The sequence below is a fragment of the Actinomadura sp. 9N407 genome, from assembly GCF_044326315.1.
Lineage (GTDB): Bacteria > Actinomycetota > Actinomycetes > Streptosporangiales > Streptosporangiaceae > Spirillospora.
The window spans coordinates 422,339-437,387 of the sequence record NZ_JBIRAW010000003.1 but is presented as its reverse complement, the minus strand read 5'-3'; the positions used below and the strand labels follow the sequence as shown (position 1 = coordinate 437,387).

Genomic DNA, 15,049 nt, shown 5'->3' with positions numbered 1-15,049 from the left:
CTCTGACGATCATCTGACGGCACCCAGGCGAGATCCTTACATTGCTCTGACAAGAACGTTGTTTCGGCATCAGGCCGGGTGTCACCCGACGAAGACCTTGCCGCCCTTCATGACGAACCGCACGTCCTGCGTGACGGCGATGTCCTTCAGCGGGTCGCCCGGAACGGCGATGACGTCGGCGAGCAGTCCCTCGGCGAGCCGTCCCCGGTCGGTGACGTCGATGAGCTCGGCGGCCGTGAGGGTGGCCGCCCGCAGCACCGCCAGCGGGCTCATCCCGCGGCTCGCCAGCGCGACCAGCTCGTTGGCGTTGCGGCCGTGCGGGATCGCCGGGGCGTCGGTACCGACCGCGATCTTCACTCCGGCCTCGATGGCCGCCCGTACCGACGCGCGGGCGCGCGGGAACATCTCGGCGGCCTTGGCCTGGAGCTCGGGCGCGGCCTTGGAGACGTCCATCCCGTCGGCCAGGTACGTGGTCGGCACGAGGAACGTCTCGTGCTTGAGCATCAGCTCGATCGCGGCGTCGTCGATGAGGAAGCCGTGCTCGATGCAGTCGATGCCCGCCTCGACGGCGGCGCGCACCGCGTCGGCGCCGTGCGTGTGCGCCGCCACCCGCAGGCCGCGCCGGTGCGCCTCGTCCACGATCGCGCGCAGTTCCTCGTCGGAGTAGTGCTGGGCCCCGGGCAGGCCGGTGTGCGACATGACCCCGCCCGAGACGCACACCTTGATCAGCTGCGCGCCGTGCTTGATCTGGTAGCGGACGGCCCGGCGCACCTCGTCGACCCCGTTGGCGATGCCCTCCTCGACCGACAGCGGCAGCACGCCGGGCGCGAACGCCGCGAACATCGTCGGGTCGAGATGGCCGCCGGTCGGGGTGATCGCGTGCCCGGCCGGCACGATCCGGGGACCGTCGATCCAGCCGGCGTCGATCGCCTTGGCGAGCGCGACGTCCAGCAGGTAGCCGCCCGTCTTCACGAACAGGCCCAGGTTGCGCACGGTCGTGAAGCCGGCCCGCAGCGTGCGGCGCGCGTTGCCCACCGCGCGGAGCATACGCAGCGGGGGGTCGTCCTGGACGGGCGAGTACGCGGCGGTCTCGCCGCGCCCGCCCATCAGCAGGTTGACCTCCATGTCCATCAGGCCGGGCAGCAGGACCACGTCGCCGAGGTCCAGGACCTCGCCCTCCGGCGGGCCGCCGACACCGGCGATCCGGTCGCCGTCCACGCGCAGGATCCCGGGCCGGACGATCCGTCCCGTGTCGATGTCGAGGAGCCCGGCCGCCCTGAGCGTCAGCACCTCAGACCACCGGTTCCGTGACCAGGTCGAGGTAGGCCGCGCCGCTGTCGGGGACGCGGGCCTGCTTCCACACCTCGACCGGGAACGACACCATGACCAGGCCCATCATCAGATGCAGCAGGGTCCGGGCGTCGTCGGGCAGGTCGCCCCAGGGAAAGCCGTCGCAGTACGCGATCGCGTCCTCCAGGCGCGGGAACGCCGCGTCGTAGAAGGCCTGCATCTCGGCCATGGACGAGGCCATGCGCTTGGCGTACCGCTCGCTCTCGGCCGGCAGTGCCCAGGCCGCGTACGGTTCGAGGTCGGCGAATTCAGCGGGCAGTGGCATTGGCGTGTTCCTCGATGCGGTCGGCGACGGTCTTGTGGAGGTGCCGGAGCAGGATTTCCTGGTCGTTGAGCGGGAAATGGCTGACGACCCGGGAGGCGAGCATGGTCTGCGTCGCTTCGAGGGTGTTGGCGTCCTGCAGGCCGTATTCCTTGAACGTGACGGCGGCGAGTTCCTGGGCGAGCCGTTCGCGGGTGTTCTTCGGCGGGACGAAATAGAGGTTGGCCTCGAAGATGTGCCGGTCCACCGCGGTGGGCCAGTAGTGGTAGGTGAGGTACCAGCCGGGCGCCCAGAAGAGCAGCGTGAAATTGGGGAAGAACTCGAAGGAGTCGGTCCCCCAGGAGCGGTGCCGGGACGGGTTGATGCCCGGCGGGAGCGGGTCGAGGCCCTCGATCTCGGGACGGTCCCACGGGCCGAACAGGCCGCTGCGCAGGACCCGCTCGATGGGCTTGACCATGCCGGGGTCCTTGGGCGGGGCCATGCCGCCCCAGGACGAGATCATGGAGTGCGGCGTGTGCAGCTCGTAGTGCAGGGCCTCGAAGCCGTAGCCGATGAGCTTGTCGGCCTCGTCCTTGACGGCCTGCTTCTGGTGCAGGACGGGGGCGTGGTAGAACTCCGCGAAGGCGTCGATGAACAGCTTCCAGTTGCTGCCGATCTCGGCCTTGTAGGTGTAGACCTCGGTCATCTCGTGGAAGGGATAGCCCTCCAGTCCCTTCGCCATGTCACCGAGGTAATGGGTGAGGGGCTCGGCGTCGGCGTCGAGGTTGACGAAGATGAAGCCTTCCCAGATCTCGCAGCGCACGGCCTTGAGCCCGTAGTCGGCCTTGTCGACGTCGAAGAACTCCTCCTCCTGCTGGATGAAGGTGAGGTCGCCTTCGAGGTCGTAGCGCCAGGCGTGGTACTTGCAGGTGAACTGGCGGCAGGTCCCCTTGACCTCTTCGGCGGGGTAGTCGTTCCACACCAGCTTGTTGCCGCGGTGCCGGCAGATGTTGTGGAAGGCGCGGACCCGCTTGTCCTTGCCCCGGACGATGATCAGTGAGGTGCCGGCGACCGGCAGTTCCTTGGTGATGTAGCTGCCGGTCTTCGGCACCTGCTCGACCCGGCCGACGTTCAGCCAGGTCCGCTTGAAGATGGCCTCCCGTTCGGCCTCGTAGTAGGCGGGATCGATCGAGTCGGTGTAGTCGACGGGGCCGGTGCCCAGCTCGGGGTACTGCTGGGTCCAGCTCCCCGCGGCGGGTTTCGCGAAGTGGGGCACGGTCTGCCTCATCCCTTCTCATGTATGAGAATCATATTCTCGCTAATGAGTGGAAGGTTCTCACGAGCGTCGTCGTGACGTCAACGGCCGGTGCCGGAGCCCGGTCGCCCCGGCCCGCGATCCCGGCGAGGGGCGGGTCGGCGACTCTCCGTCGCCAACTCCGTGCAGTTGATTCTCCCTCAGTGAGAAGATAATTTCCATCAATGAGAGGCGGGTGCCCGTCCCGCTCTCGGAAGGGACCACCGCCATGACCGAACCCGCGCCGTCCCCGCGCCCCGGTGACCAGCTCGCCAGCACCGCCTGCGCCACCCGGGTGGTCGTCGTCCGCGCCCCGGCCGGCGGGGTACCGGAGATCGCCTGCGGGGGAGTCCCCATGGTCCCCGCGGCCTCCGCGCCCCGGCCGCAGGCGTCCGGCGAGGGCGAGCCCGCCACGCTCGTCGGCAAGCGGTACGTGGACGCCACCGGAGCGCTCGAACTGCTCTGCGTCTCCTCCGGAACGGGCGAGCTGACCTGCGACGGCGCCCGGATGACCCGCAAGGCGGCCAAGCCGCTCCCCGCGTCCGACTGATGGTGGTCCGTTTGGAACCGAGGGAGACCGCATGGAGACCGACGCCGATCCGGTCCTGACCGAACGGCGGGCAACGTTCTGGTGGTGACCCTGAACCGGCCGGAGGGCGCCCGGGCGTTCGCCGAACGCCGGCCGCCGGTCCGGACGGGCCGATGAGCCGCCGATCTCAGATGACGGGCACGTGACCCTTGTCACAGCCCCGAGACCTACTTAATGTATGTTCAGTAGGTCCTGGAAGGGGAGGCGATGTCCGTTCAGCAGCCGTACGCCGCTCTGCACGCGAAGGGAGAGGACCGGCGGCAGCGGATCCTGGCCGCCGCGCAGCGGCTGCTGAGGCTGAACGGCTGGCGGGGGATCACCCTCGGCCAGATCGCCCGAGAGGCCGGGGTCAGCCCGGCGGGCCTGCTCCATCATTTCGAGTCCAAGGAGCAGTTGCTGCATGCGGCGATCGATGCCCGGGACGCTTACGACCTGGCCCACGCGGACCTGACGGGCGACCTGCTCGAACAGCTCACGGTCGTCGCCGAGCGCTACCGCAGGGCACCCGATCTGGTCGGCCTGTTCTCCGTTCTCCTGATGGAGAATCTCGCCCCCGACGCTCCACTGCACGATCGCTTTCTCAGCAGATACCGGTCCGCGCTCGACGCCGTCGCCGACGGCATCCGGCGCGGCCAGCGTGCCGGGCGGTACCGCACCGACCTGGATCCGGCCGTCAAGGCCGTGGAGATCGTCGCCTTTCTCAACGGGATAGAGACATCATGGCTGCTCGACCCTTCGATTCCCCTCACCGAGGTGTTCACGGAGTACACCGGGTCGCTCGCCCGGCAGCTCGCTCGCTGCCCCGACACACCCTGAGGCCCCGGCTGGTGGTGGTCGCGCCGAGCCTGGCCGAGATGGTGCAGGCGGCGGGCGGATGGCTGTTCGACCAGGTGATGGCCGGCTGGGACGTCACGGTCCTCACCGCCGACCACGTCGACTCCCGGCCGCTGCGCATCCTCGGGGCCCGCGCCCTCGACCTGGAGCCCGCGCTGGCCTCGCGCGTCCGGAGCCCCCGTCCCCAGGCCATCGCGCTCGCGGCGGACCTGTACGAGTCCGATCCGGTGATCCGGCGGCGGGCCCTGAGGATCGTCAGGACCGGAGAGGCCGATCTCAGGCTCTGGGGCGGCCGGTGGCCGGCGCGTCCCGACGGCGAGGTGGCCGCGACGCAGCACCGGCTGAGCATGGCCGCGCGGGCGTTCAAGGCCCAGGCCCTGGCGGCCACGGCCGCCGCTCCGGCCGACTCCGGCGCGGCCACCGAGACGTTCCGGACGGGCGAGCTCCTCCTCGCCTCCAAGAGCGCCTGACCTGACCCGTACAGCGGTACGGCCGGATCGCCGGCGAGGTGCACGGGCATAGGCTCGGTGCCTCGCCGGCGCTGCCATTTGGCGATGATCCCTCGCGCCTCCCGTTTCTGGAACACGCATGCCGTAGACTGAGCCATGGTTCAATCGACTGATCTCTGGTTCTTGGGGAGCGCGTGACAAAGCAGGAGGCGGCCGGTGTGAAGCGGCCCAGTCCCCGCGAGGTGCGCCGGCAGCAGCGGATCGAGCTGAGCAGGGAGCAGATGCTCGAGACCGCCGAGGAGCTCTTCGCGGAGCGCGGCTACTACGGGACGAGCCTCAAGGACGTCGCCGAGCGGTGCGAGTTCTCGGTCGGATCGATCTACTCCTTCTTCGACAGCAAGGACGCCCTCTACCTGGCGGTCCTGATGCGGCGCGGCTCCGGGCAGCGGGCGGAGATGGACCGGCTCGCGGCGGCGGGGACGCCGGCCGGCGAGCGCCTGGCCGCGATGGTGAAGGCGGAGCTCGAACTCAGGCGCAAGTACCCGGCCTGGGGGCGGCTGCAGGCCCGGATGACCAAGATCGGGGGCCTGGCCGCCGCCGACGTCCCCGAGGCCTACCAGGACTTCCACCGCGAGATCGTGGACCTGCTGGCGGGCGTGATCGCGGACGGGCAGCGCGCGGGAACGATCCGTCCCGGCGATCCACCGGCCCTGGCGCGGCTGTGCTGCGCGCTCATCGACGGCTTCACCCTGATGGACCCGATGGTCGGCGACGAGCCCGAGGGACTCAACGCCGAGGAGTTCCTGGCCTTCGTCCGGGAGACCTTCACGCCGAGGTGACACCGGACATGACGCGTCCCTCGATCAGGACCGAGCGGACCTGGTCGGCGTCGAGCCGGCGCAGGGCTTCGGCGAGCGGGGTGTGCAGCAGGACCAGATCGGCGGGCACGCCGGAGCGCACCTGCCGCACGGGGCCTCCCGGATCTCGCGGGTCGGTGAGGTAGGCCCGGAGTGCGGCGAGCGGAGTGATCCGTTCGGACGGGCCGGCGACGGCGCCCGACCGGGTCCGCCGCTGGACCGCCGCGTCCATCACCTGCCAGGGATCGAGCGGGCCGTAGGGCGCGTCGCTGGAGAGACCGATGCCGATCCCCGCGTCCAGGAGGCCGCCGCACCGGTAGAGGTCCGGATGGTCCTCGACGGGGACGTCGCGAAGGTAGTCGTCGCCCCGGTCGGCGAGGAAACCGGGCTGGGTGACCACGCGCAGCTCCCGCCGGGCGACGTCCTCGATGGTCTCGGCCGGGATGAGCGCGGCGTGCTCCAGCCGGTCGCCGGGGACCGTCCCGGCCTCGTCGAACGCGGCGAGCAGCAGGAACAGGGCCTCGCGGGTGACGCAGTGCACGGCCACGGGACGGCCGTGGCGGTGGGCGGCGGCGATCCGTCCGGTCAGGTCGCCGAGCGAGGGCAGCCCCGAGTCGGCGATCACGATCTTGTACGGGCCGGTGGTGACGCGGGCCCGCGCGGACGGGGCGGCGTCCAAGGGCGTCCCGAGGAGGTGCAGGCGCTGGGGGAGCGTCCCGTCCCGTACGGCCTGATCGAACGCGGCGAGCGCCTCGGGGCCGAGGTCGGGTGTGGCATCGGTGACGGCGGTGATCCCGAACCCCGTCAGGGTGCGCGCCACACCGTCCAGGGGCGTCGGCACCGAAGGGGGAAGCCGCGTGCGCAACCAGTCGTCGGCTCTCCACAGCCGTCCGGTCGGTCGGCCCTCGTCGTCGCGTTCGATGCCGGGATGGTCGGCGGTGGCGACCCCGGTCGCGGCCAGGGCGGCGGTGTTGAACGTCCACAGTGCGCCGCTGCGGTGCTGGACGCGCACGGGACGGTGCGGTCCGAGCCGGTCGAGGGTGGCGGCGTCGAGATCGCCGGCGACGGTTTCGGCGTACCCGACCCCCCGGATCCAGCCGTGCGCGTCCGGTGCCGCGTGCTGGAGGGCGCGGGCCAGCTCGGACGGGTCGTTCACCGCCGGAGGCCCGCACATGGCCGAACGGCTCCGGGCCGCGAGGGCGTGCAAGTGCAGGTGGTGATCGCACAGCCCCGGGAGCAGCGCGCCGCCGCCGCACTCCAGGACACTCTCGCCGGGTTCACGGGTCAGCGCACCGATCTCGGTGATCCGGCCGTCCCTGACGCGGACATCGGCGCGAAAGCGGCCGTCGATCTCGGCGTCGCGCAGCAGCAGCCCGGTCACGGGACGGGGATCCCCAGTTCGCGCAGGACAAGAGCAGTGTCCGCGCCCATCGCCGCCGCCTCTCCGGTGGGCTCGCGCCGGGCCGGAAGCGCGACGGGGACGGGGCCGTCGCCGGTCTCCACCGTCCAGCCGCCGCCGTCCCGTACGGCCGAGGGGGACGGCGACGCGCCGGATTCAAGGGTGGACGCGACGACGTCCGACATCGCCACGTCCCAGAGCACGCCGCCACCGCCGGGCGGCGCGGTGGAGGCGAGCGCGGCGGCGGTGAGGCCGGCGAGCGGGTCGGCGATCGCGTCGCCGCAGAACAGCGGTGTCCCGGCCGGATCGCGGCAGACCAGGCCGGTGGCCGCCGCGACATCGTCGCCGAAGCCGATCCGGTCCTGGGCGCGCCCGTAGGCGGTGATCGAGACCCAGGTCGTACCGGCGGCGACGGCGGCCTCGGCGTCCAGCCCGAACCGCCTCAGGGCACGTGGCCGGGACGCTTCGATGACGATGTCGGCTCTGTCCACGAGCGCCGCCAGCGCCCGTCGCCCCTCGCGCGTCCCCGGGTCGAGCACCACCGAGCGGTGGCCCGCGTGCAGCAGCCGGTAGAACCCCGGATCGCCCCGGCGCGCGCCGTCCGGCCGGCTCGGGATCTCGACCTTGACGATCCGCGCCCCCGCCATACCGAGCAGGTGCGCGCAGAGCGGGCCCGCCCACAGCGCGCTGAAATCGACCACCAGCGCCCTTTCGAGAGGGCGCGGCTCGAGCGGCTCAGGCGGTGAGGGAGCGGTGCGCGGCGCGACCGGACCGGCGGCGATCCCGAGCAGTTCGGCACGTTCGGCGAGCTCGGCGCCGGTGTGCTCGCGCAGCCACGCCGACACCGCGGGCCATGGGTCATCGCCGACCTCGGCGCAGGCCAAGGCACCGAGCAGGGCGGGGTCGTCGGGACGCGCGCACGACACCGCCGCCCATCCGTCGGCGGTAGGCAGCAGCCGGCACGCGCCGCCCGCCGAGACCTCACCCCTGCGGCCCAAGCCCAGGAACGCGGCACGCTCGGAGAGTAGACGAGCACCGTCGACACGTACGCCCGTGTGAGCGGCGAACCGTTCCGCCAGGGACCGTGCGATGAGGGCACCGCGACCGGGCGGCACCAGCGGTGGCCCATCCGGGCGACCGGTGAGGGCGACCACGCCGGACGCGGCCCACGCGGCCCGGGCGTCACCGGCCGGAAGGCCGCTCACCTGCGTCGGCATGGCCCGACGATACACTCCGCCCCGGACAGGCGATGATCGCGGAAGGACACCGATGAGCGGACCGCTGCGCGTCTCCACGGCCGATCTCGCGGACGGTGCCACCGGCGGCCCGCTGTTCGGCGCGGACGGCTCGGTGCACGATCCGCTGATCGTCGTCGACCTGGACGGTGCCGTGGACGGCCACGCCGCCGAGCGGGCGATCGGCCACGCCCGTGCCGCCGACCGGCTGCTGATCGGGGTGTCCGACGCCCCGGCCGCCCGTACGCCGCACCCGGCTCTACTGGACGCACTCGACCTCACCCTCACCACCCCCGGCGGGCTCGGGCGGGAGTCGGTCGGCGTCGCGGACACCGGGACGGCGCTGCAGGACCTGCACGCCGCCGTGACGCGCAATCCCCAGGCCTCGCTCGTGCTGCGCGACGTGCTCCGGACGTCCCAGGCACTTCCCGTTCAGGCCGCGCTGGACGTGGAGTCGTACGCCTACTCCACCCTGCTCGGCGGCCCGGAGTTCGCGCGCTGGCTCACCGCACGTGGCCCGCGCCCGCCGCCGCCCGAAGCCGACGACCCGGTCCTGGTCGAACGTGCCGGTGACGACCGCCTGCACATCACCCTCAACCGTCCGGAACGCCGCAACGCCTACGGCCGCCGGCTCCGCGACGCGCTGGTGGACGCGCTGCAGATCGCGCTCATCGACGACGGGATCGGCCGCGTCGTCCTGGACGGAGCCGGGCCCGCGTTCTGCGCCGGGGGCGATCTCGACGAGTTCGGCACCACGCCCGACCTGGTCACCGCGCATCTGGTCCGCACGCGCGGCGGCGCGGGCAGGCTCGTCCACCGGCTCGCCGACCGGATCGAGGTCCGCGTGCACGGCGCCTGCGTCGGCGCGGGCATCGAGATCCCCGCGTTCGCCGGAACGCTGATCGCCCGGCCGGACGCCACGTTCAGGCTGCCCGAGATCTCCATGGGCCTCATCCCGGGAGCGGGCGGCACGGTGAGCATCCCGCGCCGGATCGGCCGCTGGCGCACGCTGTACCTGGCGCTGGCGGGAACGCCCATCGACGCGGCCACCGCCCGGGACTGGCACCTGGTGGATCATTGACCGCGGTACCCGGGTGCGGGATCAGTCGCTGTGCAGCGCCGTGCGCAGCTCGGCCTCCAGATCCGGCTCGCGGACGGCCGCCGTGTCGATGACCAGCTCGTGCAGGACGCCGTTCCAGCGGTGCGGCGGCCGGTAGTCCTTGTCCACCGGCAGGCCCCGGTCGTACCCGACCCGCAGGCCCGTACCGCCGTGCTGGAACGACACCGGCCACGGCCCGCCCAGCGGCACCGAGGCGATCTCCTCGCCGCCGTCCAGCAGGCTCAGGCGGCCGCCGGAGCCGGCGGGATCGGAGCCGGGACGGAACCGCACGCCGACCGTTCGCCGCCCCGGCGGCAGCGGCCCGTCCGCCGTCACCCGGTCGGCCTCGCCGCCGCGCGAGCAGGTGAAGCTGAGCCGGCCGCCGGCGGCGCGGAGCACGAAGCCGCCGGTCAGATCGCCCAGCGCCGCCAGCACGCCGTCCGCGCCGCCCTCCGGTACCTCGATGTCCGCGGTGAGCGTGAACCCGCCGGCCAGCCACGGCAGCGACTCGTCATGGACGGGCCCGCCGCCGGGCAGATAGGTCCCGCGCGCGGGGATCCCGTACACCGGCATGATCAGGGCCGCCGCCCGCTCCTGCATCGTGTCGTTCAGCGGCAGCACGTGGTTGCGCTCGGCCTCCGCGAACCACAGGTCCTCCAGCTCGGCCACCTTCTCCGGGTACTCGGCGGCCGGGACTTCGAGATCGCGCTCCTCGGCGAAATCCTCGGCCAGATGGAACAGCGACCACCGGTCGGTCTCGAAGTCCCGGCTGCCGAGCAGCAGCCGCTCCTCGTCCAGGACGCCGCGCGACACATGGTCGGTCGTCGCCTTCCACTCACCGTGGATGATCGACCGCGAGCCGAGCATCTCGAAGTACTGCGTCGTCCGCGGTGCCGGCGCCTCCGCGTCGGCGAACGTCCCGGTCAGCGACCGCCCGTCCATCTCCTGCTGCGCGACCCCGTCCACGGTCTCGGGGGCCTCGACGCCGCACGCTTCGAGGATCGTCGGCATCAGGTCCACCGCGTGCGCGAGCTGGCCGCGGATCTCGCCTCGCGCGGCGATTCCGTCCGGCCAGTGCACGATCAGCGGCGCGCGCGTACCGCCCAGCCAGGTGTACCGCTTCCACAGCCGCAGCGGCGTGTTGCCCGCCCACGCCCAGCCCCACGCGTAGTGCGGGTACGTGTCGGGCCCGCCCCAGTTGTCCAGCTCCGTGAGGTTGCGCTCGCTGCTGTCGCCCATCCGGGACGAGAACCGGTGCTCGTTGAGCGTGCCGAGCTGCCCGCCCTCCGCGCTGGCGCCGTTGTCGGACATGAGCAGTACCAGCGTGTTGTCCAGGCGTCCGGTGCGTTCCAGGAAATCGAGCACCCGGCCGATCTGGGCGTCGGTGTGGGCGAGGAACCCGGCGAACACCTCCTGCATGCGCGCGAACATCCGCCGGTCGTCGCCGTCCAGCGCGTCCCAGTCCTGGACCCACGGCGGCCGCTCGGGCAGCCGCGTGCCCTCCGGGACGACCCCCGCCGCGACCTGCCGCGCGAACGTCTCCTCCCGCCACCGCTCCCACCCCTGGTCGAAGCGGCCCCGGTACGGCTCCACCCACTCGGGCGCGACATGGTGCGGCGAGTGCATCGCCCCGAACGGCAGGTACATGAAGTACGGCTTGCCCGGCGTCGCCTGCTTCTGGTCGAGGATCATCCGCATCGCGGTGTCGGCCAGGTCCTCGCTCAGGTGGTAGCCGTCCCCGGGCGCCGGCGGCTCGATGTGGTGGTTGTCGCTCACCAGCTCGGGCGCCCAGTGGTTCGCGTCGCCCTGCAGGAACCCGTAGAACCGCTCGAACCCGTACCCGAGCGGCCATCGGTCGAACGGCCCGGACGCCGACCGCTCCCACCGCGGCGTCAGATGCCATTTTCCGACGGCCATCGTCGAGTAGCCCGCGTCCTTCAGCACGCGCGGCAGCGTCGCCGCCGACTTCGGCAGCCGCGCGTTGTAACCCCGGTAGGCGATCGGGATGTCGACCAGGAAACCCAGCCCCACCGAATGGTGGTTGCGGCCGGTGAGCAGGCTCGCCCGCGTCGGCGAGCACAGCGCCGTGACATGGAAGCGGTTGTAGCGCAGTCCTCCCGCGGCCAAGCGGTCCATGTTCGGTGTCGCGATATCGGACCCGTAGGCGCCGATCTGCGCGAAACCGAGGTCGTCCAGCACGATGACCAGGACATCGGGCGCGCCTTCGCGCGGCTTCGGATCGCGCGGGTACGACGATTCATCGGCGGTCGCGGTCGCTATGCGCGGACGGCGGCGTGGCTCGGACATGGGGCGCTCTCCCTCAGGGTGGATTGTCTGATCGGCGGCGCGTCCCGGGAACGCGCCGCGGCTCGATCGCGCTCGTCAAGGGCGCATGGAGACCGGTGCCGTCAGCATCCCGACCACCGCGTCCACCAGCCCGTCGGCGTACGCTTCGGGGTCGGGCGCGCCGCGTTCGGCGGACCAGTCCAGCGCCGCGAGCCGCTGCTCCAGATCCGCCAGCCCGACGACGATCAACCGCCCGGCCAGCTCGCTCCGCAGGACGAATTCGGGCCGCCGGGCGTACTCCAGCGCGTGGTAGAGCATCTCCCCGGCCTCGACCGCGCTGTGCAGCGGGCCGACGAAGGACAGCGGCACGACGGCTCGGCCTTCGAGGTCGCACGTCCGGTTCAGGAACCGGACGTAGTGGCTTCCCGGCGATGCCGCCTGCTCGGCCAGCGGCCGGACCAGGACCTCCACCAGGGCGCGCACGTCCCGTTCGAGCCCCGCCTCGCGGACGGCCGCGAGCCGTTCCCGCCGCCGCGCGTCGATCCGCTCGAACCGGGACCGGAAGATCGCCTGGATGAGTCCCCGCTTGTCCCCGAAGTGATACTGCGCCGCGGCGACGTTCCGCTGCCCGGCCTCCGTGCTGACCTGCCGCAGCGATACGCCGTCCACGCCATGGACCGCGAACAGCCGCTCCGCGGCCGGGACCAGATCCTCCTTGGCGCTCACGGACCCGACATTAAAACACCTGTATTAACGCGTCAAGGGGCCGGGCGAGTGGAGGCGGCACCGCGCACGTGGTGGGCACGTGGTGGGCACGTGGTGGGCAGGTGGTCGCCACGGATGTGGGGGTGGGGGGTCCGAGCGCATGCTTGGGGCAACGGAAACGACGGAAACGCCCTCAAGGGGGCGGACGGAAGGATCACATCATGTCCGAGACGCCCGAGTTCGAGATGCCGACCCCCGACCCCGCGCTGAAGAAGCTGGACTTCCTGGTGGGGGAGTGGAAGCTGAAGGGGTCCACGATCGAGGGGCCGATGGGGCCGGCGACCGAGATCGTGGGGCACGAGTCGTTCGAGTGGATGGAGGGCGGGTTCTTCCTGGTGCACCGCTGGACGAGTTCGTTCGAGGTCGGCGGGATCACGGTGCTGGACTCCGGGTACGAGATGCTGGACTACGACCCGGCCGGCGGCCGGTACCGTACGCACTTCTTCAACAGCCTGGGTCCCTACGACGACACCGCCAGCAAGTACCACGGCAACTTCAGCGGGGATGCTCTGGTGGTGACCGGGCCGGCGCGGATCACCCGGACGCCCAACGCCGACGGGTCGGTCACGGTCGACTCCGATGTCCCGATCGGTGAGGACACCTGGGCGCCGATGATGACCTACGACCTCACCAAGTCCGCCTGACCGCAGGACCCGCCTGACCACCGGGCGCGTCTGACCACCGGGCCGCCTGACCACTGGGCCGCCTGACCACAGGGCGACACACGAAGAAGGCGGCTCCCGCGACGGGAGCCGCCTTCTCGCCGTCCCTCGCCGAATCTCCGGCTCCGGCCGGACCGGGACGCTCGCGTCCGCGCCACTCTCCCCGCCCGGCCGCGACCCGGGCCTGTGCTCCTCGGCCATCCTGCGGGACGAGGCGCTGGTGGTCGGCAGGGACACGACCGGTGGGCGTTCTTCCTGGGCGACGTGTGCGGCAAGGGCGCGGTCGCCCAGAGCGGCTGCAGCGCCTGCTGGCCGTCACCAACATCGACCGTCTCATCCCCGCCCACGCCACCACCGGTGATGCCCTCAGCCGATGGACGTTCCCGGAGACCGGGCGACCGCAGGCGGCCCCCTGACGGCCGCGGCCGTCAGCGCCGGTGTCAGCCGGTGAGGAACTCCTGGTAGGAGATCTCGCCGTCGGCGTTCTTGTCGGCGGTGGCGATGTAGGCGTCGATCTCCTCGATGGAGCGGGGATCGCCGGAAGCCGCGAGGGCCGCGATGAGCTCGTCCCGGCTGAGGTAGCCGGAGCCGTCGGTGTCGAACGAGCGGAACTCGGCCATGTGATCGGTGTCGGGATTCTCGTGCCTGCCCATGGATCCCACTCCTGTCCTCGGTTCCCGGACAGGGTAGACAGGGCCGTCGGGGATGACGCAAGGCGGCCGGGCGGGATGTCCTGTCCCGCCCGGCCGCGTGCGGTGCCGGATCAGTACTTGATCATGCCGCGGATGTTCTTGCCGTCGCGCATGTCCTGGTAGCCCTTGTTGACGTCGTCGAGGGCGTAGGTGGAGGTGACCAGCTCGTCCAGCTTGAGCTTGCCCTCGTCGTAGAGGCGCAGCAGGCGCGGGATGTCGCGGCGGGGGTTGGCGTTGCCGAAGATGGAGCCGACCAGCTCCTTGCGCTGCATGGCCAGGTCGAAGAGGTTGAGCTTGACGTCCTCCTGGGCGATCGGCGCGACCGCGGTGACGACGGCGCGGCCGCCCTTGGTGACCATCCCCATCATCGGGCCGATGAGGTCGCCGGTGGCGACGCCGGTGGTGAGGATCGCCTTGTCGGCCTGGGCTCCCCAGGTCATCTCGCTGACCATGGCGGCTGCCTCCTCGATCGAGGCGGCGGTGTGGGTGGAGCCGAAGACCGCGGACTTCTCCCGCTTCCACTCGACCGTGTCGACGGCCACGACGTGCCGGGCGCCGGCCATGGCCGCGCCCTGCACCGCGTTCATGCCGATGCCGCCCAGGCCGATCACGACGACGGTCTCGCCCGGCTGCACGTCGGCGGCGTTGACGGCCGAGCCCCAGCCGGTGGTGACGCCGCAGCCGACCAGGGCGGCCTTGTCCAGCGGCAGCCAGTCGTCGATCTTGACGCAGGTCGCCTCGTTGACCACGGTGTACGGCGAGAACGTGCCCGTACAGCACATGATCCCGAGGTCCTTGCCGCTCTTGGAGTGGTGCCGCGCGGTGAAGTCGCTGACCTGGCGTCCGGCGAGCAGGAAGGCGCCCAGGTCGCAGAGGTGCTGGCGGCCCATCGCGCACGAGGGGCAGCGGCCGCAGGACGGGATGAACCCCAGGACGACGTGGTCGCCCTCCTTCAGCGTCGTGACGCCGGGGCCGACCTCGACGACCTCGCCCGCGCCCTCATGGCCGCCGATGACCGGGAACTGCTCCAGCTGGAGCAGCGCCGCGATCTCGGGGTCGAGGACCATGTCACCCGTGACCATGTGCTCGTCGGAGTGGCAGAGCCCCGACGCCGCCAGCTTGACCTTGATCTCTCCTGCCTTGGGGTCGTCGAGTTCGATGTCCTCGACGCTCCAGTCGGTACCGGCTTCCCACAAGATCGCCGCTCGAGTCTGCATGGGCGCCCCCTCGGGCTTGAGCCGCGTGGCCGGCCACGATGTGGCGGTTCACAGCGGATACGTTCCAATTTCCTTCTTTT

The 15,049-nt window shown here is 71.6% G+C and carries 15 protein-coding genes; 6 read left to right on the top strand and 9 right to left on the bottom strand.

Annotation, left to right across the window (positions count from 1 at the left end; genetic code table 11):
- Positions 1–81: 81 nt before the first annotated feature.
- Genes ACH34Q_RS07530 through ACH34Q_RS07520 form a run of 3 tightly spaced genes read right to left on the bottom strand, consistent with a single transcriptional unit; the run spans position 82 to position 2,879 of the window.
- The gene (locus tag ACH34Q_RS07530) at positions 82–1,290 is read right to left on the bottom strand and encodes an amidohydrolase family protein (RefSeq protein ID WP_395982036.1); all 1,209 of its coding nucleotides are present in this window, start codon (positions 1,288–1,290) and stop codon (positions 82–84) included.
- 1 nt (position 1,291) lies between these two features.
- Positions 1,292–1,615, bottom strand: a complete 324-nt coding sequence (locus tag ACH34Q_RS07525) for a hypothetical protein (RefSeq protein WP_395982035.1) — start codon at positions 1,613–1,615, stop codon at positions 1,292–1,294.
- Positions 1,599–2,879: an aromatic ring-hydroxylating dioxygenase subunit alpha gene (locus ACH34Q_RS07520; RefSeq protein ID WP_395982034.1), complete on the bottom strand. Its 1,281-nt coding sequence runs from the start codon at positions 2,877–2,879 to the stop codon at positions 1,599–1,601. The genes ACH34Q_RS07525 and ACH34Q_RS07520 overlap by 17 nt, the downstream gene beginning before the upstream one ends.
- 235 nt (positions 2,880–3,114) lie before the next feature.
- On the opposite strand from ACH34Q_RS07520, the gene ACH34Q_RS07515 reads away from it, so the two are divergent.
- From ACH34Q_RS07515 to ACH34Q_RS07500, 4 genes are all read left to right on the top strand, one after another.
- Complete coding sequence (locus tag ACH34Q_RS07515; RefSeq protein WP_395982033.1) at positions 3,115–3,435, top strand: hypothetical protein; 321 nt, start codon at positions 3,115–3,117, stop codon at positions 3,433–3,435.
- Between the two features lie 246 nt (positions 3,436–3,681).
- Positions 3,682–4,290, top strand: coding sequence for a TetR/AcrR family transcriptional regulator (locus tag ACH34Q_RS07510; RefSeq protein ID WP_395982032.1), 609 nt, complete (start codon positions 3,682–3,684; stop codon positions 4,288–4,290).
- A gap of 11 nt (positions 4,291–4,301) precedes the next feature.
- Positions 4,302–4,778, top strand: coding sequence for a hypothetical protein (locus tag ACH34Q_RS07505; RefSeq protein WP_395982031.1), 477 nt, complete (start codon positions 4,302–4,304; stop codon positions 4,776–4,778).
- A 173-nt stretch (positions 4,779–4,951) separates the two neighbouring features.
- On the top strand, positions 4,952–5,596 hold the full coding sequence (locus ACH34Q_RS07500) for a TetR/AcrR family transcriptional regulator (protein WP_395982030.1): 645 nt from the start codon (positions 4,952–4,954) through the stop codon (positions 5,594–5,596).
- Here the strand turns inward: ACH34Q_RS07500 and ACH34Q_RS07495 are convergent.
- Positions 5,583–6,995, bottom strand: a complete 1,413-nt coding sequence (locus ACH34Q_RS07495) for an amidohydrolase family protein (protein ID WP_395982029.1) — start codon at positions 6,993–6,995, stop codon at positions 5,583–5,585. The genes ACH34Q_RS07500 and ACH34Q_RS07495 overlap by 14 nt on opposite strands.
- Positions 6,992–8,230 (bottom strand): CoA transferase, encoded by a 1,239-nt coding sequence (locus tag ACH34Q_RS07490; protein ID WP_395982028.1) that lies wholly within the window; start codon positions 8,228–8,230, stop codon positions 6,992–6,994. The genes ACH34Q_RS07495 and ACH34Q_RS07490 overlap by 4 nt, the downstream gene beginning before the upstream one ends.
- Positions 8,231–8,282: 52 nt before the next feature.
- Between ACH34Q_RS07490 and ACH34Q_RS07485 the strand changes: the two genes are divergently transcribed.
- Positions 8,283–9,329 carry an enoyl-CoA hydratase/isomerase family protein gene (locus tag ACH34Q_RS07485; protein WP_395982027.1) on the top strand — a complete coding sequence of 349 codons (1,047 nt, stop codon included), beginning with the start codon at positions 8,283–8,285 and terminating at the stop codon, positions 9,327–9,329.
- 21 nt (positions 9,330–9,350) lie between these two features.
- Here the strand turns inward: ACH34Q_RS07485 and ACH34Q_RS07480 are convergent, their stop codons facing one another.
- Entirely contained in the window at positions 9,351–11,654 is a 2,304-nt protein-coding gene (locus ACH34Q_RS07480) for an arylsulfatase (protein ID WP_395982026.1), read from the bottom strand.
- A gap of 75 nt (positions 11,655–11,729) precedes the next feature.
- Complete coding sequence (locus tag ACH34Q_RS07475) at positions 11,730–12,359, bottom strand: TetR family transcriptional regulator (protein WP_395982025.1); 630 nt, start codon at positions 12,357–12,359, stop codon at positions 11,730–11,732.
- 200 nt (positions 12,360–12,559) lie between these two features.
- Between ACH34Q_RS07475 and ACH34Q_RS07470 the strand changes: the two genes are divergently transcribed.
- Positions 12,560–13,042 carry a DUF1579 family protein gene (locus ACH34Q_RS07470; RefSeq protein WP_395982024.1) on the top strand — a complete coding sequence of 161 codons (483 nt, stop codon included), beginning with the start codon at positions 12,560–12,562 and terminating at the stop codon, positions 13,040–13,042.
- A 458-nt stretch (positions 13,043–13,500) separates the two neighbouring features.
- On the opposite strand, the gene ACH34Q_RS07465 is transcribed toward ACH34Q_RS07470, so the two are convergent.
- Positions 13,501–13,713: an EF-hand domain-containing protein gene (locus ACH34Q_RS07465; protein WP_395982023.1), complete on the bottom strand. Its 213-nt coding sequence runs from the start codon at positions 13,711–13,713 to the stop codon at positions 13,501–13,503.
- A gap of 110 nt (positions 13,714–13,823) precedes the next feature.
- A complete protein-coding gene (locus tag ACH34Q_RS07460; RefSeq protein ID WP_395982022.1) occupies positions 13,824–14,969 on the bottom strand; it encodes an NDMA-dependent alcohol dehydrogenase in 1,146 nt (381 codons plus the stop codon).
- Positions 14,970–15,049 lie beyond the last annotated feature (80 nt).